At 60.3% G+C, this 22,798-nt stretch carries 27 protein-coding genes and 1 pseudogene; 2 read left to right on the forward strand and 26 right to left on the reverse strand.

Translation table 11 applies throughout. The annotated features are described in order from the left end of the window. Positions 1 to 561: 561 nt before the first annotated feature. The 14 genes from ACK6AU_RS25515 to ACK6AU_RS25580 all read right to left on the reverse strand — a co-directional run bounded on the left by ACK6AU_RS25515 (position 562) and on the right by ACK6AU_RS25580 (position 10,697). Positions 562 to 1,029, reverse strand: coding sequence for a hypothetical protein (locus ACK6AU_RS25515; protein WP_409302171.1), 468 nt, complete (start codon positions 1,027 to 1,029; stop codon positions 562 to 564). Positions 1,030 to 1,242: 213 nt separating this feature from the next. After that, positions 1,243 to 2,409 (reverse strand): Arm DNA-binding domain-containing protein, encoded by a 1,167-nt coding sequence (locus tag ACK6AU_RS25520; RefSeq protein ID WP_409302173.1) that lies wholly within the window; start codon positions 2,407 to 2,409, stop codon positions 1,243 to 1,245. 316 nt (positions 2,410 to 2,725) lie between these two features. Then, positions 2,726 to 2,977: a hypothetical protein gene (locus tag ACK6AU_RS25525; RefSeq protein ID WP_409302175.1), complete on the reverse strand. Its 252-nt coding sequence runs from the start codon at positions 2,975 to 2,977 to the stop codon at positions 2,726 to 2,728. After that, positions 2,974 to 4,890 (reverse strand): DNA cytosine methyltransferase, encoded by a 1,917-nt coding sequence (locus tag ACK6AU_RS25530; RefSeq protein ID WP_409302177.1) that lies wholly within the window; start codon positions 4,888 to 4,890, stop codon positions 2,974 to 2,976. The genes ACK6AU_RS25525 and ACK6AU_RS25530 overlap by 4 nt, the downstream gene beginning before the upstream one ends. Beyond that, a complete protein-coding gene (locus tag ACK6AU_RS25535) occupies positions 4,883 to 5,341 on the reverse strand; it encodes a DUF2528 family protein (protein WP_409302179.1) in 459 nt (152 codons plus the stop codon). Before ACK6AU_RS25535 ends, ACK6AU_RS25530 begins: the two co-directional genes overlap by 8 nt. A 62-nt stretch (positions 5,342 to 5,403) precedes the next feature. Beyond that, positions 5,404 to 5,607: a hypothetical protein gene (locus tag ACK6AU_RS25540; RefSeq protein ID WP_409302181.1), complete on the reverse strand. Its 204-nt coding sequence runs from the start codon at positions 5,605 to 5,607 to the stop codon at positions 5,404 to 5,406. 2 nt (positions 5,608 to 5,609) lie between these two features. Further along, the gene (locus ACK6AU_RS25545; protein ID WP_409302183.1) at positions 5,610 to 5,873 is read right to left on the reverse strand and encodes a hypothetical protein; all 264 of its coding nucleotides are present in this window, start codon (positions 5,871 to 5,873) and stop codon (positions 5,610 to 5,612) included. A gap of 69 nt (positions 5,874 to 5,942) precedes the next feature. After that, positions 5,943 to 6,239: a hypothetical protein gene (locus ACK6AU_RS25550; protein ID WP_409302185.1), complete on the reverse strand. Its 297-nt coding sequence runs from the start codon at positions 6,237 to 6,239 to the stop codon at positions 5,943 to 5,945. Between the two features lie 51 nt (positions 6,240 to 6,290). Next, on the reverse strand, positions 6,291 to 9,005 hold the full coding sequence (locus ACK6AU_RS25555; RefSeq protein ID WP_409302220.1) for a toprim domain-containing protein: 2,715 nt from the start codon (positions 9,003 to 9,005) through the stop codon (positions 6,291 to 6,293). 12 nt (positions 9,006 to 9,017) lie between these two features. After that, positions 9,018 to 9,251, reverse strand: a complete 234-nt coding sequence (locus ACK6AU_RS25560; protein WP_409302187.1) for a hypothetical protein — start codon at positions 9,249 to 9,251, stop codon at positions 9,018 to 9,020. 75 nt (positions 9,252 to 9,326) lie between these two features. Continuing rightward, positions 9,327 to 9,698 (reverse strand): hypothetical protein, encoded by a 372-nt coding sequence (locus ACK6AU_RS25565; RefSeq protein WP_409302189.1) that lies wholly within the window; start codon positions 9,696 to 9,698, stop codon positions 9,327 to 9,329. Further along, positions 9,695 to 9,985, reverse strand: coding sequence for an ogr/Delta-like zinc finger family protein (locus tag ACK6AU_RS25570; RefSeq protein WP_409302191.1), 291 nt, complete (start codon positions 9,983 to 9,985; stop codon positions 9,695 to 9,697). The genes ACK6AU_RS25565 and ACK6AU_RS25570 overlap by 4 nt, the downstream gene beginning before the upstream one ends. Beyond that, on the reverse strand, positions 9,982 to 10,455 hold the full coding sequence (locus ACK6AU_RS25575) for a YmfL family putative regulatory protein (RefSeq protein WP_409302193.1): 474 nt from the start codon (positions 10,453 to 10,455) through the stop codon (positions 9,982 to 9,984). Before ACK6AU_RS25575 ends, ACK6AU_RS25570 begins: the two co-directional genes overlap by 4 nt. Before the next feature lie 29 nt (positions 10,456 to 10,484). Further along, on the reverse strand, positions 10,485 to 10,697 hold the full coding sequence (locus tag ACK6AU_RS25580; RefSeq protein ID WP_409302195.1) for a DNA-binding protein: 213 nt from the start codon (positions 10,695 to 10,697) through the stop codon (positions 10,485 to 10,487). A gap of 85 nt (positions 10,698 to 10,782) precedes the next feature. Between ACK6AU_RS25580 and ACK6AU_RS25585 the strand changes: the two genes are divergently transcribed. After that, the gene (locus ACK6AU_RS25585; RefSeq protein WP_409302197.1) at positions 10,783 to 11,112 is read left to right on the forward strand and encodes a helix-turn-helix domain-containing protein; all 330 of its coding nucleotides are present in this window, start codon (positions 10,783 to 10,785) and stop codon (positions 11,110 to 11,112) included. Positions 11,113 to 11,170: 58 nt separating this feature from the next. Then, positions 11,171 to 11,611 carry a hypothetical protein gene (locus ACK6AU_RS25590; RefSeq protein ID WP_409302199.1) on the forward strand — a complete coding sequence of 147 codons (441 nt, stop codon included), beginning with the start codon at positions 11,171 to 11,173 and terminating at the stop codon, positions 11,609 to 11,611. Between the two features lie 342 nt (positions 11,612 to 11,953). Here ACK6AU_RS25590 and ACK6AU_RS25595 read toward each other — a convergent pair whose 3' ends face one another. The 12 genes and pseudogenes from ACK6AU_RS25595 to ACK6AU_RS25650 form a co-directional block, all read right to left on the reverse strand. Next, the gene (locus ACK6AU_RS25595; RefSeq protein WP_409302201.1) at positions 11,954 to 13,225 is read right to left on the reverse strand and encodes a phage late control D family protein; all 1,272 of its coding nucleotides are present in this window, start codon (positions 13,223 to 13,225) and stop codon (positions 11,954 to 11,956) included. After that, complete coding sequence (locus ACK6AU_RS25600; RefSeq protein ID WP_409302202.1) at positions 13,222 to 13,662, reverse strand: phage tail protein; 441 nt, start codon at positions 13,660 to 13,662, stop codon at positions 13,222 to 13,224. Before ACK6AU_RS25600 ends, ACK6AU_RS25595 begins: the two co-directional genes overlap by 4 nt. A gap of 5 nt (positions 13,663 to 13,667) precedes the next feature. Continuing rightward, positions 13,668 to 16,517 (reverse strand): phage tail tape measure protein, encoded by a 2,850-nt coding sequence (locus ACK6AU_RS25605; protein WP_409302204.1) that lies wholly within the window; start codon positions 16,515 to 16,517, stop codon positions 13,668 to 13,670. Beyond that, entirely contained in the window at positions 16,507 to 16,626 is a 120-nt protein-coding gene (locus ACK6AU_RS25610) for a GpE family phage tail protein (protein ID WP_185702175.1), read from the reverse strand. The genes ACK6AU_RS25605 and ACK6AU_RS25610 overlap by 11 nt, the downstream gene beginning before the upstream one ends. Before the next feature lie 8 nt (positions 16,627 to 16,634). Then, the gene (locus ACK6AU_RS25615; RefSeq protein WP_409302206.1) at positions 16,635 to 16,964 is read right to left on the reverse strand and encodes a phage tail assembly protein; all 330 of its coding nucleotides are present in this window, start codon (positions 16,962 to 16,964) and stop codon (positions 16,635 to 16,637) included. Between the two features lie 49 nt (positions 16,965 to 17,013). Next, the gene (locus ACK6AU_RS25620; protein WP_409302208.1) at positions 17,014 to 17,529 is read right to left on the reverse strand and encodes a phage major tail tube protein; all 516 of its coding nucleotides are present in this window, start codon (positions 17,527 to 17,529) and stop codon (positions 17,014 to 17,016) included. Positions 17,530 to 17,586: 57 nt separating this feature from the next. Further along, on the reverse strand, positions 17,587 to 18,756 hold the full coding sequence (locus tag ACK6AU_RS25625) for a phage tail sheath protein (RefSeq protein ID WP_409302210.1): 1,170 nt from the start codon (positions 18,754 to 18,756) through the stop codon (positions 17,587 to 17,589). Between the two features lie 92 nt (positions 18,757 to 18,848). Then, a complete protein-coding gene (locus ACK6AU_RS25630; protein ID WP_409302212.1) occupies positions 18,849 to 19,295 on the reverse strand; it encodes a phage tail protein in 447 nt (148 codons plus the stop codon). Positions 19,296 to 19,304: 9 nt separating this feature from the next. Further along, positions 19,305 to 20,867 (reverse strand): phage tail protein, encoded by a 1,563-nt coding sequence (locus ACK6AU_RS25635; protein ID WP_409302214.1) that lies wholly within the window; start codon positions 20,865 to 20,867, stop codon positions 19,305 to 19,307. After that, a complete protein-coding gene (locus tag ACK6AU_RS25640; RefSeq protein WP_409302216.1) occupies positions 20,864 to 21,565 on the reverse strand; it encodes a phage tail protein I in 702 nt (233 codons plus the stop codon). The genes ACK6AU_RS25635 and ACK6AU_RS25640 overlap by 4 nt, the downstream gene beginning before the upstream one ends. After that, on the reverse strand, positions 21,565 to 22,476 hold the full coding sequence (locus ACK6AU_RS25645; protein ID WP_409302218.1) for a baseplate J/gp47 family protein: 912 nt from the start codon (positions 22,474 to 22,476) through the stop codon (positions 21,565 to 21,567). Before ACK6AU_RS25645 ends, ACK6AU_RS25640 begins: the two co-directional genes overlap by 1 nt. Then, positions 22,473 to 22,760 (reverse strand): annotated as a pseudogene (locus tag ACK6AU_RS25650) (baseplate assembly protein). The gene ACK6AU_RS25645 and the pseudogene ACK6AU_RS25650 overlap by 4 nt, the downstream one beginning before the upstream one ends. Positions 22,761 to 22,798: the final 38 nt, after the last annotated feature.

The raw sequence follows: 22,798 nt of genomic DNA on the forward strand, positions 1-22,798 counted from the left end.
AAAGTGTTTGAAAGAAAAAGGGGGGGGGGTAGGATGGGATAAGGGACCCCGCCTGAAAAGTGTTTATAGAGAAAGGGTGCGGGTACTTTCGAATCCCTCCTTCACCGCCATATTATGAAGCCACAAGCCCCTGATTTTCCTAGAGAAAGTCAGGGGCTTGTGGTTTTCGACGTCTGAAAAATGGCGATATGGGAACATTCATGGGAACAACAATGTTCTTTCTAGGGCTGGTCTGTACACTCGCTCTTAAGCATGAACCCACTGTATGGCTTGACACTCGTGGCATCTTTGAGAAAATGGTCTCGAGGACTGCAACTGCGCATTCGTCGGGCATGGGTACCAGAGATCGCCCCCCCGCATATTTGGCAGCAGAGGAGCTGGTTCCTCTGGAGGTAGTGACGATCAGCAAATTGAGGACAGGAAGTCCTAAATTTAGGAGTTAGAACAGGAAGTACTCACCTGCTGAATCGGGTTCTGACCCCAAGGCTGAAAGGCCGGGAGCTAAAGAATTGCTGCGACTACTCCTCAATAAATTTTAAAGGCGCCTATTGGGCGCCTTTTTTATTTCTGACTGAGCGTATTTGTTTTTCCAACTACTTGTCCCACCAATGTTCCAATGGCGTTCCTCCTCGGGAACCAAGTCACAACATAGTAACCAAAGCCACGACGTTCATTGCGAGGCTCTAACACCAGAGATCCAGTTGGCGTTTTCATGACTGTCAGTCGATGACCGCCCTGCATTTGCCGAAACTCACAGTAAATAGGTGCCTTATGCACGACCATATTTGCTATGTGTTGCGCCACCTGGTCAATGTTCATACAACCATATTTGGCTAAGTCCGTCTGGTGGGCCTCCCAAATATGTCGAATGCCAAACCCCCTGCCAGCGGCTAGGTGAACGCCAGCACGCAGAAAAATTTCCCCACCTCGTAAGCCAAATTTTGGCATTTCAGGAATGGTTCCGTAGCTTTCAGAGCCTGACGGGTGCAGGACCAGCGCATTTTTCTTCAGGTTAAGCAGGTCGGACAAGGCACATTCCTAGCCTAGATAGGAGGTGAGTTAAAGGCGGCATTGTGCCATGTAAATCGAATGCGTTATTTCAATTTTTCATTTTGACGCCTTGTTTTAGAGCTGTGAACCCTGCAGCGTTTTAGCGTTTCGGAATGTACTGAAGTAGGGAGGAAGGTCAATGGGCTGCATATCGACATGGTGGTCGCGCATCGTTTGTCTACCTACCCACAGCTAAAGGTCCAGGGCATGCTCTAGCATCCCAATGACGTCTGGCCCATCCTCGTTTATCCACATGCCGTAGTGCTGTCGGATCATGTTCGCGCTGGTGTGGCCCATCTGTTCCGCGATCCAATCGACCGAGGCCACACCTGTCGTCAGTAATTGGCTGGCGTATGTGTGGCGGCACTGGCCAGGACCGCGATAGCGCACGCCGGCTGCCTTCAAGTGGGCTTTGAAGAACCTATCCCTCACGACAAAGTCGCTAACGTGCGGCAGGCCACTTTTGGTGTTCAGGAACACGAAGTGCAGTTTGTGCTTGCGGACTGTCTTGTTGTCCCGCTCTACGATATCGACGGTCTCCACGGTCTTGAGCTGGTTGAGGGCGTCAAGCTTGCGCAGGGCATCCCACGCAGGCTCCAGCAAGCGCACCTTGCGCGTCGAGCGCCGGGTTTTCGTCACGCGGTAGGCTCCGCGTACCTTTGACCGACGGAAAGTCACTGTCCCTTGTTTCAGATCGACGTCCTCCCAGGCCAACGCGATGGTCTCTGAAACTCGTGGGCCTGCCCAAATCATGAACTGCACCATCAGCAGCTCCTGGGTGCGGTTGGTGGGGGTCTCCAGGATCTGCTTGATTTCCGCCCTGGTGAATGGATCGGGGGCTTCTGGGTCGGGAAGGCGTACGAATAGTCCTTCTGTGGGGTCATGCGCGACTTTCTTTCGAGTGCGGTAGAGCCGGAACACCTGGCGCACGTTGCTGATGATGTCGCGAATGGTCTTGTTCTTCAGCCGCTTTGACAGCGGCCCTTGAATCCACTCCTGCAGATCCAGATGATCAATCTGGTCGATCTGAGTGTCACCCCAGCGTGGCCGCACATGAACCTCTGCCTTGTTCTTGTACCCACGAAAAGAGGTCGCAGCCACGCTGTTGCTCTTGATGGTCAGCCACAGGTCCAAGTAATAACCAAAGCTGTTCTCGGCCAGTTTGGTCGATTCGGGAAAGTGCCGGCGATAATCGAATGTGCCGGCCTGGATCTCATACTCGATCACCGTTACCAGGCGCTTTGCATGCTCCCGGTTCTCCGGTGTGTTGCCGCCAGGTACCAGCTCCCGGCACAGCTCGCCATTGAAACGAAAATAGACCCGTACTGAATTGCCACGGGCCTCTACGCCATCTGCCATATGCGTCCCCACGCGATGTATTGAAAGATCTAGTCTGCTGAAAGAAAAAAGGCCCGTTGCCGGGCCTTGGTGTCTAGGTTTCAGTGTTGCCGATCATTGCTGACGAAGTAACCAGAACAGGCCCGCACTTTTTCTAGGCTCAGGATTTTTTCCGGAACTGGCGTTTTCGGCCCTCCGGCGTGCGTTAAGGATCTGGCGTGCCTTACTGCATTTTTTGTGGCTGCCATGGGCACGAGACTTGTTGCACTGGTCGCATACGCCTGTCTGGTCGATGCTCCAAGGGAAAGCTCTGCTTTTACTCATGTGATTAGCCTGTTCAGAGCTGGAACGACTGGCGGGGCAGTGGTGGTTGGGATTGCTCGGCCGCATCGATGTCACCGGCCGCCTGGATGTCGCAGACGAAATAGTTCAGCTTTCGGTTCTTGCCGGTGAGGTCTGCGGTGAGCTGGCGCGCGGTGGCGCCACATTGTTGGTATGAGTCAGGCCCCATCCAGCGCTGGACCGGGAACACCTGGCAATCCGTGCGGTCTGCACTGGTGCACAGGTACAGCAACAGGAAGACGTTCATAGAGCCTCCTGCTGCGCAACGCTCAGCGCAATAGCTACGGGCTGAACCCAGACCGGCATGCTGTTGAGCATGAACGTCTCGCCGGCCTCGGCCAGGAGGAGCGTGGTACCCATGACCTGGGCGATTGCCTCGGCCGCGGCCGGGGGGACTGCGTTGCCGATCCGTTCCCGCCATGCCTGGTCGCTCAGGCCGTCCAGTTCAAGCCATTCCTCGGGCTCGACCAGACTCTGCAGGGCGGCCAGCTCCAGGGTCGTAAACGGGCGGTGCCAGGTACCGTCGAGGCTCTCGATCACGCAGGTGAGCTTTTCGCTGGGCTCTGGCATGCGTGGATCCGCGACGGACCAGCGGCCATTGTCCTGGCGGGCACTGGCCGAAACAGCTCCGGCCTGGCCGCTCCAGTCGATAACCCCGTAATGGCCACCGGTGAGATAGGCGTCTCCCTTGTCGCGCTTCATTCCCGGGCGAGGATCAGCGATCGACAGTGCCCCGCTGGCCACCTGTTGCGAACCAGTAACAGTTCCAGCCGTCTTGTCCCAAGGACAGACCCCAAGCTTTCGCGTGCTCGCACCGGGGTGCCAGTGTGTGTAGCGGGGGTCTTGCACGGCGAAGGCGCCCTGACCGGTGGTGCTCCCTGCGATGACGGTGCCGGCGGCAGCGCCGTATGGCGTGACCAGGTACTTGCCAAAGCCTTCACCTGGTCGGCGAGGATCTGCTATGCATTGACCGCCAGCACTGGGTGACCGGCCGCCAGTGACTGTGCCGGCGGGGCCTTCCATCTTGCAGACGCGGTATACGTTGTTGTGTCGAACACCTGCAGGTCTTGGGTCGGCAACGCTGAACGTCCCTTGCCCGGGCGACTTGACGCCGATCACCGCGCCGCTGGTTTCATCCCAGCGCCGCACTCCGTATTGCTGGTATTGCAGGGCGCCGTCCCTGGCCCGTGGATCTGCTACGGAGAACGCGCCATTGGTTGGGCTGCTCCGGCCGGCGACAACACCCATGGAGTAGTCCCACTTGTTCACGCCGAGATAGCCGCCGTAAGCCTCGGGCACAATCACGAAATCGCGCAGATACCCGTCCTCGATGGCCAGGTCATTCAGGCTGCGCCAGTCCTTGCCGGCCTGGACCAGGGCCAGTCGCACCCAGGTTTTCCAGTGCAGTGACGGCACGCGGTGCATAGGGCCCGCGGCCTCGATATCTCCGGCCATCGGCATGCGGCCAAGAATCGACCCCACCGACTTGAGCGTCTTCTTCTCCGGCTCGTACAGGAAGGGCGGTACCTTTTCGGTATGGCGGGCAACTAAGAGGAAGCGCTTCCGACTCTGGGCCAGGCCGCCAATGACTCCGCAGTCGTGCGTGGTTTCAGCGGATGCGTAGCCGTAGTGGCTCAGCAGCTTGTTGATCTGGTCCAGCAGGTGCCGGCCGCGGGTAGCGAGCCGAGGCACGTTTTCGAAGACGATCAGCGGCACAGGATCATCTGGCCAGGCCTCGCCCATGAGCCAGATGCAGCGCAGCGTCAGCTCGTTCAGGGCCTGGTATTTCGGGGTGAGGCTCATTTTCTCGGACAGTAGGCCCGAGGCGCCTTTGCAGGGGCTGGAAATGAAGATCGCGTCGGGGCGCTGGTTGCCGGCGGCGCGTCGAATATCCTCCGCCGTGGCCTCGCGCCACCCTGGTGGAGGCTCTTTCCCGTGGAAGCGAACGTATTGATCACGGGTGAACAGATCCAGCTGGGTGCCCGGGACGCCGGCGAGGCGTTCGAAGTCGCGCAGGCCCACCGGGTCAACGTCTACGCCCCCGATGCATTGCCAGGTGCCCAGCATATTGCCGACCACGGACCTGGCCCGGTTGAAACCCTTGGCGCCGCCGCCGAGGCCGCAGCAGAAGTGGAAGTGCTTGAAGATGCGATTAAGCATGCTGCACCTCCTTCAACTCGACGCTGTAGAAGTTGATGGACGCAACTTCTGCCGCTACGCAGCGGATGCCGCACCAGCCAAAAGGACTGCCGTCGGTGCCGCCCCAGCCGTCTGCCTCATGGACATCAGCCGACCAGATCAGGCCAGGATGCGGGTCACCATCAGGGGACTTGTAATCAGCGCTGAAGTCGGTCCCACCCCCTTGACTCATATCGCTGATGATCCAGCTGCCGAAAAGGCGCACGGCTGCGCGGACTGGGTTCCCGTCTTCGGTTTCGACGTAGCCCCCTGAACTGCTCCAGAAGTTGCAGAGTTCGGTTGCCCGCTCGGGTGTCAGCTTATTGAGGTCAACTTCGAGCAGGACGTTGTTGCCCCCGAACGTTTCCTCCACACGGTAAAGCGTGGTGTTGCTGGCTTGGGACTCGGTGGCAGCAGGTTGGATGGTTTGCATGGTGCTTCTCCTTTAGGGCGATGGGGGAGTTGCAGCTCCCCGTTAAACGCCCGTTTTCCAGTTCAGCGTGCGAAACGCCGAGGCTTGTTCTGCTTGGCTGCGGCCTGTTCGGCCATGAATGCTGCCCACTCTGCTGTTTTGCGCTGTTGGCGGGCTTTGCTGCAGCGTTGGTGGGTGCGGGTAGATCTGGCTTTGCCGCAGATGTCACAACGGCTCGGCAGGTCCAGGCGATGGCTTGCCATCGTCGGGCGGGAGCGTTCGGCCATGCTCAGCGCCCTCCGCACAGCATGCGGGTGAGCTCGTTGGGCTGGCCGTCCGGAGTCAGCTTGGTCAGCGGTAGTGTGGTTCGGTGGCCGTTGCAGATTCGAACCACTGCGAGCGGGCCGTTGATCTCTACGATCACGCCATTGCGGGCACTGAGTCTGTACCCATTGCCTTGGGCTTTCAGAGCGGTGTAGCTGACCTTGTCGCCGACAGCGAGTGGGGTTGTGGTAGCCTCTGCGGTGCCGCCTTGGGGTTGATTCACTTGCATGGTGCTTCTCCTTTGGGGTGGTCGGTGTCGAGGGGTTGCAGCCCCTCGGCACCACTCTTTCGGAACAATTCAGCCGGCGATGCGAACCAGGAAAATTTCCAGGTCCTTCAAACCCTCGCTCTCGTCGTGAGCTGTCTGCCACTTCAAGACTTCGTCGATTTGCTGGCGGGTGCAGTCATCTACGAGCAATGTTTGTTCTCCGCGCTCAATCCTTACTTCCATGATCGAAAGCAGGCCCTCCTGGGCGTATGCATCCGCATGGATGATGCTGGCGGGCTTTCCTTGCGCGTTTCGCTGCTTCTCGATCTGCCTTAGTCGATGGGTCTTTCCCGTTGCCCGGGCGCCTTTGATGACCTTGATATGCATGGTGCTTCTCCTTTGGAGTTGCCCAGGCGTTGCAGCGCCTGGGTAGGTTGTTCAGGGCTGGAAGACCCAGCACCGGACGGTCTTGCTTGGGTTGAATGCGTCGGTCTGCCGGCCCGAGTTGATGGCCTTGTTCGACTCCATGAACTTGGGCGACTTGCTGGTCTTGAGCAGACGTTTCAGCTCGCTGAGCACGGCGGGGATTTGCTGCCGCTTGTTCACGGCTTTTTCTACGAACTCGTTGAGGTTTACCGCGATCAGGTTCTTGTTGCGGGAGTGGTTGAGTCCTTCGCCATCGTCATTGAGGTACTCGTAGAGGTCCCAGAATTCGCGGACGGTCTTGTGATCCGCGTTGATGGTCTCCTGACGCTGTACTGCCATTCGGCACAGCTCTTGATGGACCAGCGCTTTGCGCTCCTCTCCGAGCGGAACAACCAGGGCCAGGCCATCGGCAATGCTGCGCAATTGGGCATGGTTCTTCGCGATTCGCACTGTGCGAATCTCCGGCAAAGCCAGCAGCTCCTGCTCGTAGCCTCTGGTCCTCTCCTCTAATAGGTGAAGGATGTCAGCCTCTCTCTGTAGCGCCTTGATGAGAAAGCCACTGATTTTCTCCATGGGCATGCATTCCAGCTCCTCGGCGTAAAGCTTCGTTTCCGGAGTGTGGTGCTCACTGTTCAGCAGTACCTGGGCGATACGAGTGAGGATCGGATTGGAGGCGTTCACTGCGTTGTTCTGAGCGATCATCACGCCGGCACGGAAGGGCGGTTCGCGGGTCTCGTTGCCGTTGTTCTTGACGCCGGTCGAGCGCACCGAGCGGCCGTTGTAGGTGGTCTTTATCTCGTCCCAGTCGTAATGCTTGACCGGTGCACCGTCCTGTTGCTCCCGCTCGGACTCGATCAGTACCACCGGTAGATTGGCCACCTGCGAAAAGTTACGGGCGCGGCCTACGGCGGTACCTTTTGTAGGGTCGAAGCCCTCGTATTCGATACGGCCGACGAGCTTCCACAGGAACTCGATCAGGGTGGACTTGCCTGAACCGCCTTCGCCAACCAACTCCAGAAAACACAGCGTCTTCTGCAACTGGCGGATCTGCTCGGCGTGCAAGCAAGCCAGCCACCAGACCAAGACGACCGTGCCGCGCACTCCGAAGCACTTCCAGAACGTCTCGAACCAACCCTCGTTGTAGGCGTTCAGGTCGGTGTTGATGGCCAGGTGCGGCGACATGCTTTGCGACTTGATGCTCAGTGGACCGATGTCGAAGAAGTCCTCCTCGTTGAGCTTGTATACGTTGCCCTGCGAGATCGCGATGTCGTTGAACACATAGGTTTTGTGTTCCTTGGAGTAGCCGATCCAATCAATGGTGTTGACCTGTTTCAGATCATCCATTTGCGGCTCAAGTAGGCGGATCAGTTGGGCTGGGCTCCCCGTGTACCAGCCGCCGTTGGAGACGTTCAGTAGCCGCTTCGTGAACTCGGGCGCTGACGCAAGTTGAGCAGCAGTGAAGGTGCTCTTGGTCACCGGTTTACCGGGCCGCTCGATGCGGAAGTAGTACCAGGCCTCGTCCGTCTGCTCGTTGCGCATGTTATAGAGCGCCTGGAAGTAGCAGTTGGCGATACGGACCACAGATCCAGAGTCACGCATCGCCTTGTTCCGCTTCTGGCGGTCGGTCAGTGTCATGTCTTCCTGGCGCTCTGGGTTTTCCAGCTCACGCATCTTTCTGTCGAACCGGTCCAGGTCAAATTTGAACCAGTAGAGACGGCTGGCGAATGAGAACGAAAATTCGCTCCGTGGCTGCCAGTCGTACATGAGCAGGCCTTTGTCTTCCGGCGATTCGGCTAGCAGCAAGGCGCCTTCGTGGCGAGCACGCTTGAGGTCGGCCTGCACCTGGTCGTCGCGCTTTTCGTCGTCCAGATACTTCCAACGCAGGTGCAGATCGTTCCAATCCAGTTTTTTACTGTCAGGTTGAGGAACGAGGGCAGCGTCGCACTTGAACCCCATTTCCCGAGCTTCTTTGGCCCAGCGACGGATGTTGGCCTTGGCCACTGGCTCATTGTCCAAGGCCCAGATCAACTTGGGCGGGCGCTTTCCGGCCTCCTGGCAGAGTCGCAGCAGGTTCTTCAACGATTCCGCAGGGAAGGGGGCGCTGGACATCATCGACACGGCGTGGATGCCGTTGTGCAGCAGGGCTATCGCGTCGAAGACACCCTCAACGATCCACAACTCGTCGACCTGGAGCAGATCCAGGCTGGGTGGGCACCACCAGACACCGCTGTAGCCCGGCCTGTCTTCGCCGGTAGGGCGGAAGCGTGCCTTCATCTTGCCGAAACGGCTTGGCCGGTCGATCAGGCGCTCCCAATAACCACCCTTGTCGAGGGGGAAACGGACGGTTGCACTGCCGATTCCGAGTTTGGAGTCCCAGTAAGTATCCTGGCTATACCAGCCCTTGATCAGCTCCTCCCGGAAACCGCGGTTGAACTCAAGGTATGCACGCGCAGTGGCAGTGGGGTTTTCATCTGTCGCCGGTGCGAGCTTGCTCCAGTCGTTGAACAGATCGTCGTAGAGGTCCTTGACGTGCACACGGTGGTTGCACTTTTCCGGCCGACCGCAGATCAACATCCAGGGCGCATCGTGCAAGGTGTACAGCGTGTTTTGCCCACACCGTGGAGCTGGACACTTACCCTTGCGCATGTACTTGGTGCCAGACATGTGCTTGAGGCCGTAATCGCGTTCAAGGCGTCTGATTACGTCGGCTCGCAGCTTTTCTTCCATTTCCATCGTGGCTTACTTCACTTCGTTGAGACTGTGTTTAAGGGCGCCGATCAGGCGCTTCTGTGCGGCCATCACAGGAAAGGCCGCGAGTAGCGAGCCGTGCCGCAAACCCGCGGGGATCAGGCGAAAGCGGTCGTCATACCAATGCTCGTTGAACTGGGCGCTGTAGTCGGCACGCAGCGCCTGGAGCAGCGCTTCGGCCTGGCCACGGGGCAGTTTTGCGGTGATGTCGATGTCGATTTCCATGGTCCACCTCGGATTTCGGGCAAAGCTCACCCAAACCCACGGGAAGCGGGGTAGGGCGGGTGTTTTAAACGGGGGTTATCGAGGGTGGTGCTTGTGCGCTGGGTCGTGCTTGTCGAGCAAGGCTTGCGGTAGCAGCCTTGCCGGTACCGGGTAGCGCAGCCCGGCCCGGATATCGATCAGGTGCACAACGTTTCCGCCAGGGCTGCTGTTCCAGTCCACACCTATCCACTTGCGTTGGTTGGCTACCTGCAGATCGGTCCAGGCGTTATGCACCAGTTGCTGGGCCATGAACACTGGTACTTCCAGGGCGGTGGTCAGGTGGCGGACGCAGCTGTCGTACAGCAGATCCGAATCCACCAAGTACTGCGCCTCATGGCGCTGCAGGTAGGCGTAGGCCGCCCGTTGCATGCTGCTGCGGTAGTCGTGGGGCAGTTGTTGGTGATTCATCGCACACACTCCATTTCCAGTTGATCGAGCAGGTCGGGTTGATCGTTTGTGGTCCGCATCGCGGCCCGGCGCAGGGCGATGTCAGCGATGGGCAGTCGCACAGCGGGATTGGCCATGCCGCTGGGGCTCATTTCGTGGGTCATTTCGAACTCAGCTCGCACCGACCAGCCGCAGGCCTCGTTCACGCACTGCAGGTAAGCCACGCGCAGGAATATGTGGGTGCCCTCGCTGGTGCGGATGCGCATACGGCTCAGGCAGTGAGGGCAGACCAGTTTGTAGGTGCTCAATGCTGGCGCTCCTTGCTGTGCAGCAGGATCGTGGCCAACACCTCGGAATGACGCGCTGACATGTAGCGGTGATGCGCGGCGAGGATGGCGTCGGCCTCTCCGGGCTCGATAACGCCGTCGTCCAACGCCTTGGCGATGATTTGATCGACATAGCCGCGTTTGGCAGCGGCATTCACCGAACGGCTGTAGAGGTCGATGTTGTCCAGGGTTTCGGGTTTGGCCAGGGGTACGAACATGCCGCCGTAGAGGCTGGCGATGTACTCGGGCAGATGAGTTGTGCCGGACTCCTGCTCCAGTAGGTGGATCTGTTCATCGCTGAGCGGCCGACTGCCGGCGTTCTCGTAAACGTGGTTGTCGAACTTCTTGAGCTCGTAGCCGAGGCGGGCTGCGGCACACTCGCGACCGCCGGGGTAATCGCAGATTACCGCACTCATTACCTGTCGCTTGGTGGCTAGAACTGGGCGTTTCATCTTCTGGTTTCCCCTTGGAGCCAGAGGCCCTAGTTTGTGATTTCGCCGTCTTTGATACCGAGCAGGACTGCTGCGCGATGGGCTTCCCCGCGTAGGCATTTCTTTTGTCCGTTCAGCACCGCATAAACAGTTGATGGGTTAAATGTGTGCTGCTGTGCCCAATCTCGTGCCGAGATTCCCTGGCGTGCCAGGCGAGCACGGGCCTCTTGGCATGCTTGCTCGGTGGGGTAGGCGTTGTGCATAGTTTCGTTTCGTGTGATTTCGTGTGATGACAGAGAAAGGCTATTCAACAAATGTTGAATAGTCAACTCGTAAGGGGTCGTTTTGTTGAAAATTGGCGAAAGGCTAAAAGAGGAGCGTGCTCGCTTGGGGTTCAACCAGGCGGAATTTGCTGCTTTTGCTGGGGTAGCCAAAACTTCTCAGTTCAATTACGAAAAGGGCGAGCGCAGCCCCGACGCTGCATATCTAGCGGCGGTTGCTGAGCAAGGTGTGGACATTCTTTACGTTGTCACTGGTGAACGCAGGCCGGCTTCTGCGGAATCAGTGATGGCGGACGAATGGCATCTGCTTGAGTACTACCGAGACATGGCTCACGACGACCGGCAGTCGCTGGTCAGGATGGCCTACGCGCTGGCAAAAGCAGGTGGTACGGCATAGTGACTCAATATTTGGGGCTCGCTATTGGGGAGTCCCTAGAGCTCAAAGGATGAGAGTCGTGTTGAAGAAAACTCTGGTGGCGTGTGTTTTGTTTTCAATGGGTATGTCCGCTGCAATGGCGGACATTCGTCAGATCGACGAAGTCGCGACGGTAAAATCCATTGGCTCTCCGGTGCTCAAACAGTCCAATGAAGAAGATTCTCCAGGCTGCAAAGCCTCTGGATACACCTTTGGCGACAAGACATTTTCCATGAAGCTGGAATTTAAGTGCGATCGCATAAACGTGGGCTGGGTTACCGCGACAGAACCTGAATACGAGGCAAGAAGTAAGCAGGCTTCTGCCCTTGCGCAGCGAGCTGTGGTTCTGCTTACCGGCGAGAATGGGATAGAGGTAGAGCGAGTCCAAGCTGGTGGTAAATATGAAGGTCGGACGTTCTCGAATGGCCTCTCTGTCAGTGGTTCATGCGTTATGAACTCCTGCAGGCTGACATTCCGCTAACGCACGAGCAGCGTCCCACGTAAATTTGTGAATGGTGGGGCTAGTGGCACGCTAAAACGTGCTGAAAATCGGCTGTTCCCCGGGTGAAATGGGCGGCGCTATTCTGGCGCTGGGCACCCGTTACGTGTGAATGGAGTAATCGCATGTCGGAGAGCAGTTGTGTAGTTGACCACCAACCTCCCTCAGTAGAACAGTCACCGGTGTTGAGTGAGCAAGAACTCAATGTTCTGAGGATGTTCAGGAGTATCAGCGGTCAGCATCAGAGGGATATTGTGAGAATGTTAGAGGTGTTGGTACTGTTAGAAGAGTAGCCAATCAGAACCCCGGCCCTGTGTCGGGGTTCTACACTGCCTTTGCCTCTTGCATCTTCTTCCACTCCCGGTCCACCGCTCGCTTTGCTGTGGTCTTACTCGCATACAACCATTTCAGCCGCCGTGGCTTAGTCTGATCCCCTGCCGTGATAGTCATTTGTTTACCGGTCTTCTTGTCGCGGTAGTAAGCGATGATCCCCGTGTAATCCTGCCGATTCTCCTCGGCCAACCCATCGACGGTGTCCTCGGGCAGCTTGCTCTCCAGCTCCAGGCTGACGGTGTAGCCGCTATCGGCGCTGAGGCTGTGTTGTACGTTGCCGCCGTACCAGATAATCGCATCGATCTCGGGTTTCACACCTTCCAAGGTATAGGTCAGTTCGGGGATCAGATCCGGGCGGCCCACGGCCAGGGTGTAGCTCAGGGTGGCGCTGCCGCGTTGCAGGCGGTTGAACTCGGCCCGGGCGGCGCGCAGGGCGGACTGGCGGTCGCTGTAGGTGTGACGCAGATCCTTGAGGTTGTCGCCGCCGCCGGCGATGGCCTCCTGTTTTTTTGCGCTGTTCACGTCGTAGAAATAGGCCCGCACACCGTCGTAGCTGTCGCGATCGGCCAGCAGGTAGCGATGCTGGTCGCCATCGGCCCGGACTAGGGTGATGTGTGGTAGATCCAGGCCGCTGGCGGTCTTGCCGCCACCAGCAGGGAGGCACATCAGGCAGCCGGCCTTTACTGTGATTACCGCGTCGAATTCCTCGCCGATCCGGCTGATCAGGTTGGCGTCTGACTCGTTGGCCTGGTCCAACTGCAGGATCGGCAAACCATCCAGGGCGCCGGCAATGGTCGCGGTAAGGCCGTTGCCGATGGCGATGTCGCCCAGGACGTCACCCAGGGTCGAGTTGCTCCAGTTCCGTTCGCGTTTGGTCTTCAACCCCTTGCGCAGATCGGCAGAGCGCGCCCGGATGCTGAGCACATCCGGTGCGCCACTATGCTCAGTCTCGTCGACGGTATAGGTGCCCTTGTCTACCAGGCCCGTATCACTCCAACCGAGCCACAGTCGCAGCACAGCGCCCTTGGGTGGGATGGTCAGCAGCCCATCATGGTCGCTCAAGGTGATGCTGAGTTGATCGGCCTCGATGCCGCGGTTGTCGGTCAGCTGCAGGCTGATCAGACGCGGGCTGATGAGCTGGGCGATATCGTTTCCATCGACCGTAATGCGGAAGGCCGGCACCGGATAGGAGGTCTCGCGGCGGTACTGGTCTACGGCGTCTTCGACAAATCCCGTCACCCGGGCGAGAGCAGCATCGATCACAGCAGCATCCTCAAGATATTGACGCCTGTGCTGGCGGCGGCGCCGAGCAGGTCGATCCGGTCATCGTCGATACGTTTGAGGCTGAGGGTGAACTCCAGGCGCCGCGGAGTGCCATCGTGGAAGAATATCGTCTTGGTCTCGCTCAGGCTTTCGATCACCCACAGACCGTAGATCCGGCCGCTGCCCTCGACCATCGGCCAGGCCTTCCCTGTGTTCGCCATGAGCCGCAAGGTGTCGAGGCTGAGAACCGAGCCGGCCAGCTCCGGCAGGATCACGCCGGGCAGGGTGATCGAGTCGTCACCCCGGCCGACGAACTGGCGGGCCGGCGCGGCGCCGATCCGGGTACTGCTGACGTGCCGCCATTCGGTTTGCCGCTGTAGCTCCTGGTAGGCAGCGGTGGACAGGCTGAAGACGAACATTCCCAAGGCCATCATCATGGCGGTTACTCCAGGTCAGCGAGTTTGCTGCGCTTGCGAGCGCCTTTCTCGCTCTCAATGCGGGCCAGCTCGGCCCGGACGGCGCGGCCAATCGCGACGGCATCCATGCCAGGGGTGGCGTGGATGTTGATTTCGTAGGTGTCGTGGCTGTCGTATGTGGCCACGGCGGTGGGGGTGATGGGAGCCCTGGTATCAACGGATAGGTTCGGCAGTGCGGCGATGCCCAGGCCCATGCTGCCTGCGGAGGTCAGCTTGCGACTCAGGTCGTTCACGGCGTTGAGCGGCCCCTGCTGGCCGGCCTCGAGGCCCTGGGCCAGACCGGCCATGGTGAAGCCGCCGAGCTCGGCGAACACCCGCGATGGGCTGTGGATGTCGAGCTTTTCCTTGAACCAGCCGATGGTTGAGTCGCCGATTGCTGTGATGGTCTGCTTGACCGCGCCCAGGCCGCTCATCAGGCCATTGACCAGGCCGTTGATGATCATGCTGCCGAACTCAGTAAACCGGGTCGGCAGATCCAGGCCCAGGTAGTTCAGAACCTCGGCGAAGGCCCGGTAGATGATGCCTATTGGCGTGAAGTTGGTCAGTACCGTGATGATGCCGCCGATGCCCCCGGAGAAGCCGGCCTTAATCTCGTTCCAGAGCTCTGTTACATAGCCATTCACTATGCCCAGTCCACTCATCAGGCCATTGACTAGGCCGTTGATGATCATGCTGCCGAACTCGGTAAACCGGGTCGGTAGATCCAGGCCCAGGTAGTTCAGAATCTCGGCGAAGGCCCGGTAGATGATGCCTATTGGCGTGAAGTTGGTCAGCACTGTGATGATGCCGCCGATGCCGCCGGAGAAGCCGGTCTTAATCTCGTTCCACAGCCCTATGACATAGGCTTTCACTGCATCCCAGTTCTTGTAAATCAGGTATGCCGCACCTGCGATAGCTACGACTATGGCTGCGATGGCCAGGGCGATAGGGTTGGCTGCGAGGCCCCAGAGGGCAATGCTGACGGTGCGAATGGCTGCGATCAACGGTCCACCCAGGGCCACGGCCAGTACGCGGATGCCTCGCCCGAGAAGGCTGAGTACGCCTCCACCCTTGATGCCGAATAGGGTCAGGGCATAGCGAACCATGGCGAACGGACCCAACATGCTGGCCAGGCCAATGCTGAGTCCGCCCATGACGGTCATCAGCAGAGCGATTCCGGCGACGGTCTTGGCGATTTGGCGAGTCAATTCGGGGTTGGCCTTCACCCAGGCACCCACACGGTTGGCAACCTCTCCCAGCGACTGGATGAGCTCCTTCAGTTCTGGGGCCATCACCTTGCCTACGTCGGCCATGGCGTTTGTCCAGCTGCCCTCGGCAGCTTCCAGAACGTTCGCCAGCGTCGACAGTTGCTCGTTCACCCTGGTCCGCAAATCGGCCTGGGTCTGCATCTTGCCCTCGACTTCGCGATAGCCGGCAATACCCTTGGCCATCATGGTGTTGAGGGTGGTCAGAGTCTCACTGTCGTCGCCGAACATGCTCTTAATCAGATCGAGGCGGACCTCTGTGTTCAGCCCCTTGAGCTTCTCCAACTGGGCATACATTTTCTCGATGCCCCCGAACTCTCCCTTGCCGTCTGTGAAGTCCAGCTTGAGTGAGATCCCGCGCTCGGCCTTCAGATCGTCCAGGGCCTTCTGGATTTTGGCGTTGGCCATCGCTCCTTGGAAAATTTTCCGGTAGGCGTTACCAGCAGACCCACCCTCCATACCGGCCTGGTCCATCATCACCAGTAGCGGGGTGAGGATCTGGCTGGCCTCCAGGCCCTGTTTCTTGATGATGTCCATCACCGGGGAGATCTTGCTGAAGCCCTGCAGCATGTTGCCGCTATCGACGCCCAGATAGTAGGTGCGCTGGATGGTGTCCATCAGCGCCATCATGTCGCCTTCGGTGGTCCGGGTGGCGTCCTGCATTTTTGCTGCGAACTCAGCCGCGGACGTGACGGGCATTTGCAGTTGAACGCCCAGGTACGCAGCCGCCTCGCCCGTACCGCCCAGGATGTTGGTTGCCGTGAGCCCCTGGCGCCGGAGCATCGTCATCATTTCTTGAAAGTCGGCCGTCGTTCCGGGCAGTCGGTCGCCGAGCTGGGTTGCGAGAGTTGTCAGCTTCTCGAACTCGGGGGCGACGGAGCCGTCGGGCGCCATCATCGACACTTTCAGTTGTGTAGAGGCATTTTCGGCGGGTGCGAAGGCGTCTACTGCTGCTTTCAGTGGCCGGCTCAGCGCATAGCCGCTACCGAGGCCAGCGGCACCGCTGGCGGCCATGCCACCTGCAACACCCTGAGCTTTCTCATAGCTCTTCTTCGCGTTGGCGAGCTGTCTTTGCTGCCCAGCAAGACGTCGGAGTTTGGCTTCCTGCTGCCCTATGGTCTGGTTGGTCTGGGTGATTTTGCTACGCAGGTCACGCTCGGCCTGCCCGAGGTTGCGGGTGCTGATGCCGGCGTCGTAGAGCTTCGTGCGTAAGCTCTGGAGCTGCTCGTCCTGTTGCTGGTGCTGTTGCTTGAGTCGCTGCGCCTCTCGGATCGCTGAGCGCATGTCCCGGGTCATTGCCTGGGTCGGCGCACCTGTGGCAGCGAATTGCTGGCTGAGCGCTCGCACGCGATCACGGGCGGCGCCCAAGGCCTGCTCGGTCTGCTCGGCAGCGGCGCGCTGGGTGCGCCAGGCGCTGATGTCTTTCTGCTGCGCGTTGAGCTGCTTGAGGTTGTCTCGGGCATCCTTCAATGCCCGGGCTGCGCCGATGCTGCTCTTATCGATCGAGCGCAGGGGGCCTGTGGCGCGGTCAATGGCGTTGAGCAACACCTGCAGCTTGAGGTCATTCGCCATCGTTTGCGCTCCGTACCCTGGCGCGCTCGCGCCAGTCCATCAGTTCCTGCAGGTCCAGCTGGTCCATGTCAGCCGGTGCCCAGTGAAAAACCACGGCCAGGTCGGCCATGGCGTCCTCTACGCGATGAGGGATACTTCCGTCTTCACCGACTTGCGCAACAAAAAACCAGCGATCTTGCTGCCGCATTCCAGCAGGTCGGCGGGGTCCATCGCCGCGGCCTCGGGTGAGGTGATGCTCGGGGTGCTGATGCGCGGCAGGATCTTGATCAGTGAGGCGACGTCCATGTTCAACAGCTCGACCAGGTTCACGCCGCGCAGCTCGCCCGCCTGGGGCTTGCGCAAGGTGATGGTGTCGACGGTGCTCTTGCCGCGGCTGATCGGCGTGTCGAGGACCACTGTGTTGTTCTCGGCCTCGGAGATGGTTTGGGTGGTGTCTTCAGTGCTCATGGGGTGGTGCTCCTGGTTGCAGGGTTAGTTGCCCGGATGGGCGAAGGGGTCAGATGCCGAGGGCGGTGCGCTGCTTGTCGAGCATGTCCTTGCCCGCGACCTTCTCGATGAAGTTGAGCAGGTCGACCTCGATGATTTCCTCGTTGTCCACGGTCAGCTTGTAGTAGCTGCAGGTGGTCTTGATGCTGTGCTCGGTGTCTTCGCCGGATTTGGCATCGCCCATCTCGATCGACTCATGCCGGCCGCGGACAACGATCTCGACCGAGCTGACGTCGCCGGTGTCGTCCTGCTGGAATGCACCGGTGAAGCGCAACATGATGCCGGCCGCGTTGACCGAACCGAACTGGCGCAGGCCGATCAGATCCAGGCCGCCGGTCTTCCACTCGAACTGGATACCGTCGTCTGAGAAGCCCAGGTCAGCTTTGACCGGGCCGTTCATGCCACCGCCCCGGTAGGCTTCCATCTTGCGGCCCAGGGGCGGCAGGGTGACCGAGTGGGCCACGCCCAGGTAGCTGTTGCCGTCGTTGAACAGGTTGAGGTTTTTCAGTTTGCGAGGCAGGGCCATGGCGGCGTTCTCCGGTGTCCTGGTGCGAGGTGGCTCCCTTCGCGGGGGAGCCCCTGGTTAGCTGTTGATCTTGCTGGCGAAGTCCATCAGGTAGCGGTCAGTGATCCGCTGCCGCAGGGTCAGGTCTTCAAGTGGTGGCACCGGCGTGTAGTCGTAGTCGAGGAACAGCTTGCCGGCCTTGAGGGTGTCCTTGTCGTTGGCATCGTCCGGGTACCAGCAGCTACCGCCAATCAGGTAGCCCTGGGCGACCATTTCCCGGAACTTCGCGTTGACCCCTTCGATGATGTCGCGCACCAGGGAGGGGTGGAGCGGCCTGTCGACGGCCCACATATGCGCGGCGGCCATGGTGTCGGCCAGGATCTGCGCGGTACGGGTGTAGTTCTCGAACGCGAACAGCGGATCGTCGCTGCAAGTGCGACTGCCCCAGAAGCGGAAGCCGCCCTCATTGATCAGCGTGGTGATCTCGTTGCTGTTGAGGTAGTTGGCATCGGTAGCGGGGTTCTGCAGGTCCCAGAACACGTCGGCGCTAATGCCCGTCACGCCGCTGACCGGGACGTTGGACAGGGTCTTGTGCCAGCCGGTCTCCTGATCGATCTTCGCGCGCAGGCCCAGGGCACGGGCCACGGCCGAGGCGGTGACGGTCTTGTTCGTCACAGTGTCCCAGTTCAGGAACTCTGGCCAGATCACCATCATTTCCCGGCCGCCGAAGTTCTCCCGGTAAGCGACCACCTCTTCCTTGGTCTTGCAGTTCCAGGCGCTGATGTAGGCGAAGCCGCGTAGGTCCTTGGCAATGGCGCCCAGGGCGGTGGCCACCGGCAGGCTGTCGAGGCCTGGCACGCCCAGGATGCGCGGCACCATGCCGACGCGGGCCTTGGCCGCGAGCAAGGCTTTCATGCCGGTGTACTTGCCCTCGGCCGTGGTGGTGCCGATCAGCGCGCTGGTGGTGGCGGCTTCATCGGTGCCTTCTTTCACCCGCACCACGATGGTGTAGGGCTTGGTCTGGTCGGCGATGGCCTGGAGCGAGGCCCGCAGTGTGCCCTTGGTACCGGCCTTGCCCACGGCTGCCTGCACATTGGTCAACAGGACCGGGGTGTCGAGCGGGAAGGTGGTTGCGTCGGCGTCGTCGGCAGTGCAGACCAGGCCGATAACAGCGGTGGGGATGGTGCGAATGGGGCGGGTGCCGTCGTTGAGTTCGAGGACCCGCACGCCGTGGAGATAATCGGCCATGGGTTTTGCCTGCGCAGTGATTGGGAGAGACAGTGCACAGGCTGCCGCGCGCGCGCCGGATCAGCGAGCGCGCAGGCTTGTAGGGGAGGGGGTTACAGGTGCTCAGGTAGCCAGACGGGCGCCGGTGGTCGGTGTTCGCTGAGCGGGAACTCACCGGACTCTGGCCACCCTCGCAGTGCTCGGCGATAGACCTGGAGCTCGGCGTACTGCTCGGCTGTTAGGGTTGTGGCCGCGCCGTCCTCCAGCTCGTCGCGATGCCGCGTCACGACGCCATCGGTCTTGATTAACTGACCGTCCCGCCATTGCCGCTCCTGCCCAATAAGCTCCTCGGGAGTCGGTGGCGGTGGATCGGCAAGCACGGGCAGCCCCTTTTTCACCGTGATGATCTGGCCCGCAGCGTTGCCTGCCAGCAGCTCTGCCCACCGTTCACGAGAGATCTCAACTGCATCGCTCGGGATCACGCACGAAGGGTTGCCAGGTTCGAATGGGCCGTGCATTTCGGGATCGTAAAAGCCGCCAGTTTGTGCACTGAAATACATGATCACTCCTTACACCTTGCCAATGGCGCGCCAGTACACGGCCTCGCTGACTCGGGCATTATTCAAGAACGCACCGATACTGAACTTAGTCAGAATCGTGGATGGTTTGAACGCGGTCATGACCGTCGTTGCTCGGGCGGTGTCCTGCCCAATCGTCGGCGATACATGAACGCCTAACGGCACGGCTGTCCAAGCAAGCGGGTACGTGACGTCGATATCGCCGGACGCAGAGGTTGTGACCATTCCCCACTGCTCAACAAGCCCGCTAGGCAGCTTTTGAAAGCCAGTTGTGCCGAAGTTTTTTGCAAATTCAGGTGCGTACTGTAATGCAGCAGAACCTTCTTCAAGTAGCCACTGATTTCCCGCCGCGACAAGCACTGCGGTAGCGCCAGGCAGCATAGCGAAGCTCGACAGTAGATTGACTCCGAAGGCGTTGATCTTGTGTCCGTTCTGAGCCACGACTGTGATGATTACCGCGTTGTTGTTATGCAGGTAGTATTTCGCTCCATCCTTAAGCCCAACCAGAGATGGAAGGGTCAAGGTTTCAGCAACGCTCGATGAAATCAGGGTGCGTTTACCTGCGGCAGAAGCGTCCAGGGTTGCCGGAAGGTTGGGGGCCAAAAAGGACCCGGCGATATTGCCTAAGGCGCGCTGCACAAACTCTGTCGTGGCCAGGGCCTTACTGGCGTCAAACTGCGCTGCCGTCGGAGCAGTCGGCGCCCCGGTAAACGCCGGCGAGCTGATCGGCGCCAGGCCCTGGGTCACATTCTTGAACGCCAGCGGCGTGGTGCCGAGAACAATCGGCCCATCCGTCGACAGCAGCCACAGGGTGTCAGCGCTGGCGGTGCCTTGCTCGACAGCGACCAGCAGGCCCGGAGTAACCTTTGTGCTGCTGTCTGCATCGGTGGCCCGCTTCCAGATCTCGGCCGTGACGTAGATCCCGTTGTCCTTCCCCTGGGCCTGGTCCTTCACCAGCACCCGGGAGCCGAACGGCACCAGGACACCGTCAATGGTCGGGGTGCCGGCCAACTGAATCGGCCCCGTGGTCGCCACCAACACCGACGCTTTGGCGTCCTGCCGGTTGACCGTGTCGGCAATCGAGTCATCGACATATTGCCGGGTGGCCAGCACCACGGCCGGATCGATTTTTAGCACCACGCTGCCCGCGCTGGAGACGATGAAGTTCATGCGTACGACCTGGGTCCGTCCGGAGCCCTGGGACATCAGCGGCTTGTAACTCGGCGCGCAGTTCGCCACCGCGACCAGGGCGCCGTCGGCGTCATACAAGCCAATCTCACGAATCCACCAGCCGCCCTCGTCGGCCGGGATGATCTGCTCGGCCACGATGATGTTCGGGTTAGCCGGATCCACCGACAGCTTGTTGAGCGGTCGCCGCCGGCGCTCGTTGATCAACCGGGTTTGCGAACGATCGGGGATAGGGTCGGTGCCGTTGGCATCCCCCACCCCCATCTCGGTTAGCTTCCATGGAATGCCCAGGGCATCGGCGTTGGCCTGCTTGGCCTCACCCGCCGCAGTGAGAATTGCGAAGAACTGACTGTTCGGGTCGATCATGGGTAGGTGTCCAGGTAGTCGATGGAATGTTCACGCCCAGGGGCGCCGATGTAGCAAGTCAGGGCAATGGCCCCCGAGGTGGGTGGGTACACATCGACGCTGTCGGTTGAGGACTCGCGACCGGGGATGCCCAGGACCCCGGTCGCGACGATGTCGTGCAGCAGGGGCGGATACACGTCGATTTCGTCCCCGTCCGCAAAGCCGGCAAAGATGTTGAACCCCCCGGTGGTCTCAAGGCTGATTGCCATTCCGGTCAGGTGCCGGGTGACGGGGCGGGCGTCATCCACAAGCCAGGTGAGCTCCTGGTACATCTCCTCTGTGATGCCGGTTTCGAGTACGCCGATCTTGATAGCGAAGGTGCCCGGAACGCCTTCTGGCACCGTTTGCCACCACTCCAGCACCTCGATCAGATAGCCCAACGGCTCCACCACCCGCCGCAATGCACCGATGGTGCCCTTGCGCGAGTGAATGTAGTGCGATGAGCGAATCGCCGAGCGCTTGGCCGCCTCAGGCCATTTGCTGTCCCAGCGGTCGACCGAGAATGCCCAGGCAAGGTACGGCAGCAGCTCCACCGGGCAGGTGTCGGGGTTCCACAGTTGGCGCAGCGGAATCGGTACCCGCTGGATCTGCGCCAGGGCCAGGGCGGCCTGGCGCTCGAGCGCGGTCGCGTTGCTTGGCAGCAAGTGCCGGCCGGCCATCACTCGACACCCCGGGTCAGTTCGATGGCGGTGCAGTACGGCGCTTGAGAGCGGGTGGCGACGATATCGCCCCAGTTATCGAGCAGCACCTTGCGCATGCCTTCGACGTGCAACGCGGCATGCACGGCCGATTCGGTGACCTCCATTCCTAGCCGCCGGCGCTGGTACACGTAGGCCTGCAGGCTTTTTTCCGCCGCGGCGAGGATCGGTTCCGCCTCGGGGCCGTTCGACAGCGGGTAGAGCTTGGCCTTGACCTTGTAGCGCAGGATGGTGGCGCCTTGGACGATCAGGCGGTCGGCTACCGGGCGGCGGTCGTCGTCGCTGAGGTAGCTTTTGACCACGGCGAGCAGGTCCGCCGGCGCAGTGCCATCGCCCAGCAGGCTCTGCACCGTCACCACCGCCACGGCAGGCGATGGGCTTTCAGCGGTGGCGTCGGCGACACGGCCGTCGGCGGCCCGAGCGTGGAAGATGTAGCTGTTGCGCGGGCCGGCAGTGCTCAGGCCTTCCCAGGCCATCTGGGCGCGTTCGCGCAGGCTGTCGTCGCTTTCCATGATCCGTGGTTGAGGCGGTACCGCATTCGGCTTGGCCTCCTGCACCACCAGGCGCTTGACGTTGTAGTTGGCGGCCAGCTGCTCCAGGTCGGTGCCCTTGGCGGTGGCCAGCAGATTGGCGAGCGCGGCCTCGTTTACCCGCTGTCGCCAGACCATTTCCCGGTAGGCGTTTTCTTGGAGCAACTTGGCCAGGGGCTCCGAATCCATATCCAGGCGGGCGGCGATCTCTGGTCGCTCGTCAGCAGGCCACAGGCTGATGGCGTAGGCCTTGCGCTCGGCGAGGATCAGCTCGTAGTCGATCTGCTCGACGATCATTGGCGGGGGGAGCTGGTTTAGGTCGATAGGGACGAAGGTGTTCATGCACTGGCCCCCAGCTGCAGGGTGACACTGATGTTCAGCGGTTCGTTGCTATCGACCCGCCGGCATTCGATATCCAGCACGGCGCTACCCTGCAGGGTGGCGCCCAGGAACTGAACCCGGCTCAGGCTGATGCGCTGTTCCCAGCGCATCAGCGCCATCACGGTGGCCGCGTACACGCGCAGGCGGGGTTGGTCACTGGAACGGTGATCGACCAGCCCAGCCAGGGCGGTGCCCTAATCCCCGGCCATGACCCCGGGACCCGAGGGCGTGCCGAGAAGGCACATTAACCAGTGATCCAGTGGGTCTTGCGGGCTTATCGCGG

Origin of the sequence: Pseudomonas sp. KCJK8993 (assembly GCF_046230915.1) — a bacterium.
Lineage (GTDB): Bacteria > Pseudomonadota > Gammaproteobacteria > Pseudomonadales > Pseudomonadaceae > Aquipseudomonas > Aquipseudomonas piscis.

Excerpts from the sequence above, each read along its gene's own strand:
- ACK6AU_RS25520 (WP_409302173.1), bottom strand. The coding sequence starts at position 2,409 with ATGGCAGATGGCGTAGAGGCCCGTGGCAATTCAGTACGGGTCTATTTT.
- ACK6AU_RS25525 (WP_409302175.1), bottom strand. The coding sequence starts at position 2,977 with ATGAACGTCTTCCTGTTGCTGTACCTGTGCACCAGTGCAGACCGCACG.
- ACK6AU_RS25530 (WP_409302177.1), bottom strand. The coding sequence starts at position 4,890 with ATGCTTAATCGCATCTTCAAGCACTTCCACTTCTGCTGCGGCCTCGGC.
- ACK6AU_RS25535 (WP_409302179.1), bottom strand. The coding sequence starts at position 5,341 with ATGCAAACCATCCAACCTGCTGCCACCGAGTCCCAAGCCAGCAACACC.
- ACK6AU_RS25540 (WP_409302181.1), bottom strand. The coding sequence starts at position 5,607 with ATGGCCGAACGCTCCCGCCCGACGATGGCAAGCCATCGCCTGGACCTG.
- ACK6AU_RS25545 (WP_409302183.1), bottom strand. The coding sequence starts at position 5,873 with ATGCAAGTGAATCAACCCCAAGGCGGCACCGCAGAGGCTACCACAACC.
- ACK6AU_RS25550 (WP_409302185.1), bottom strand. The coding sequence starts at position 6,239 with ATGCATATCAAGGTCATCAAAGGCGCCCGGGCAACGGGAAAGACCCAT.
- ACK6AU_RS25555 (WP_409302220.1), bottom strand. The coding sequence starts at position 9,005 with ATGGAAGAAAAGCTGCGAGCCGACGTAATCAGACGCCTTGAACGCGAT.
- ACK6AU_RS25560 (WP_409302187.1), bottom strand. The coding sequence starts at position 9,251 with ATGGAAATCGACATCGACATCACCGCAAAACTGCCCCGTGGCCAGGCC.
- ACK6AU_RS25565 (WP_409302189.1), bottom strand. The coding sequence starts at position 9,698 with ATGAATCACCAACAACTGCCCCACGACTACCGCAGCAGCATGCAACGG.
- ACK6AU_RS25575 (WP_409302193.1), bottom strand. The coding sequence starts at position 10,455 with ATGAAACGCCCAGTTCTAGCCACCAAGCGACAGGTAATGAGTGCGGTA.
- ACK6AU_RS25580 (WP_409302195.1), bottom strand. The coding sequence starts at position 10,697 with ATGCACAACGCCTACCCCACCGAGCAAGCATGCCAAGAGGCCCGTGCT.
- ACK6AU_RS25600 (WP_409302202.1), bottom strand. The coding sequence starts at position 13,662 with ATGATGATGGCCTTGGGAATGTTCGTCTTCAGCCTGTCCACCGCTGCC.
- ACK6AU_RS25605 (WP_409302204.1), bottom strand. The coding sequence starts at position 16,517 with ATGGCGAATGACCTCAAGCTGCAGGTGTTGCTCAACGCCATTGACCGC.
- ACK6AU_RS25610 (WP_185702175.1), bottom strand. The coding sequence starts at position 16,626 with ATGGCCGACCTGGCCGTGGTTTTTCACTGGGCACCGGCTGACATGGAC.
- ACK6AU_RS25615 (WP_409302206.1), bottom strand. The coding sequence starts at position 16,964 with ATGAGCACTGAAGACACCACCCAAACCATCTCCGAGGCCGAGAACAAC.
- ACK6AU_RS25620 (WP_409302208.1), bottom strand. The coding sequence starts at position 17,529 with ATGGCCCTGCCTCGCAAACTGAAAAACCTCAACCTGTTCAACGACGGC.
- ACK6AU_RS25625 (WP_409302210.1), bottom strand. The coding sequence starts at position 18,756 with ATGGCCGATTATCTCCACGGCGTGCGGGTCCTCGAACTCAACGACGGC.
- ACK6AU_RS25630 (WP_409302212.1), bottom strand. The coding sequence starts at position 19,295 with ATGTATTTCAGTGCACAAACTGGCGGCTTTTACGATCCCGAAATGCAC.
- ACK6AU_RS25635 (WP_409302214.1), bottom strand. The coding sequence starts at position 20,867 with ATGATCGACCCGAACAGTCAGTTCTTCGCAATTCTCACTGCGGCGGGT.
- ACK6AU_RS25640 (WP_409302216.1), bottom strand. The coding sequence starts at position 21,565 with ATGGCCGGCCGGCACTTGCTGCCAAGCAACGCGACCGCGCTCGAGCGC.
- ACK6AU_RS25645 (WP_409302218.1), bottom strand. The coding sequence starts at position 22,476 with ATGAACACCTTCGTCCCTATCGACCTAAACCAGCTCCCCCCGCCAATG.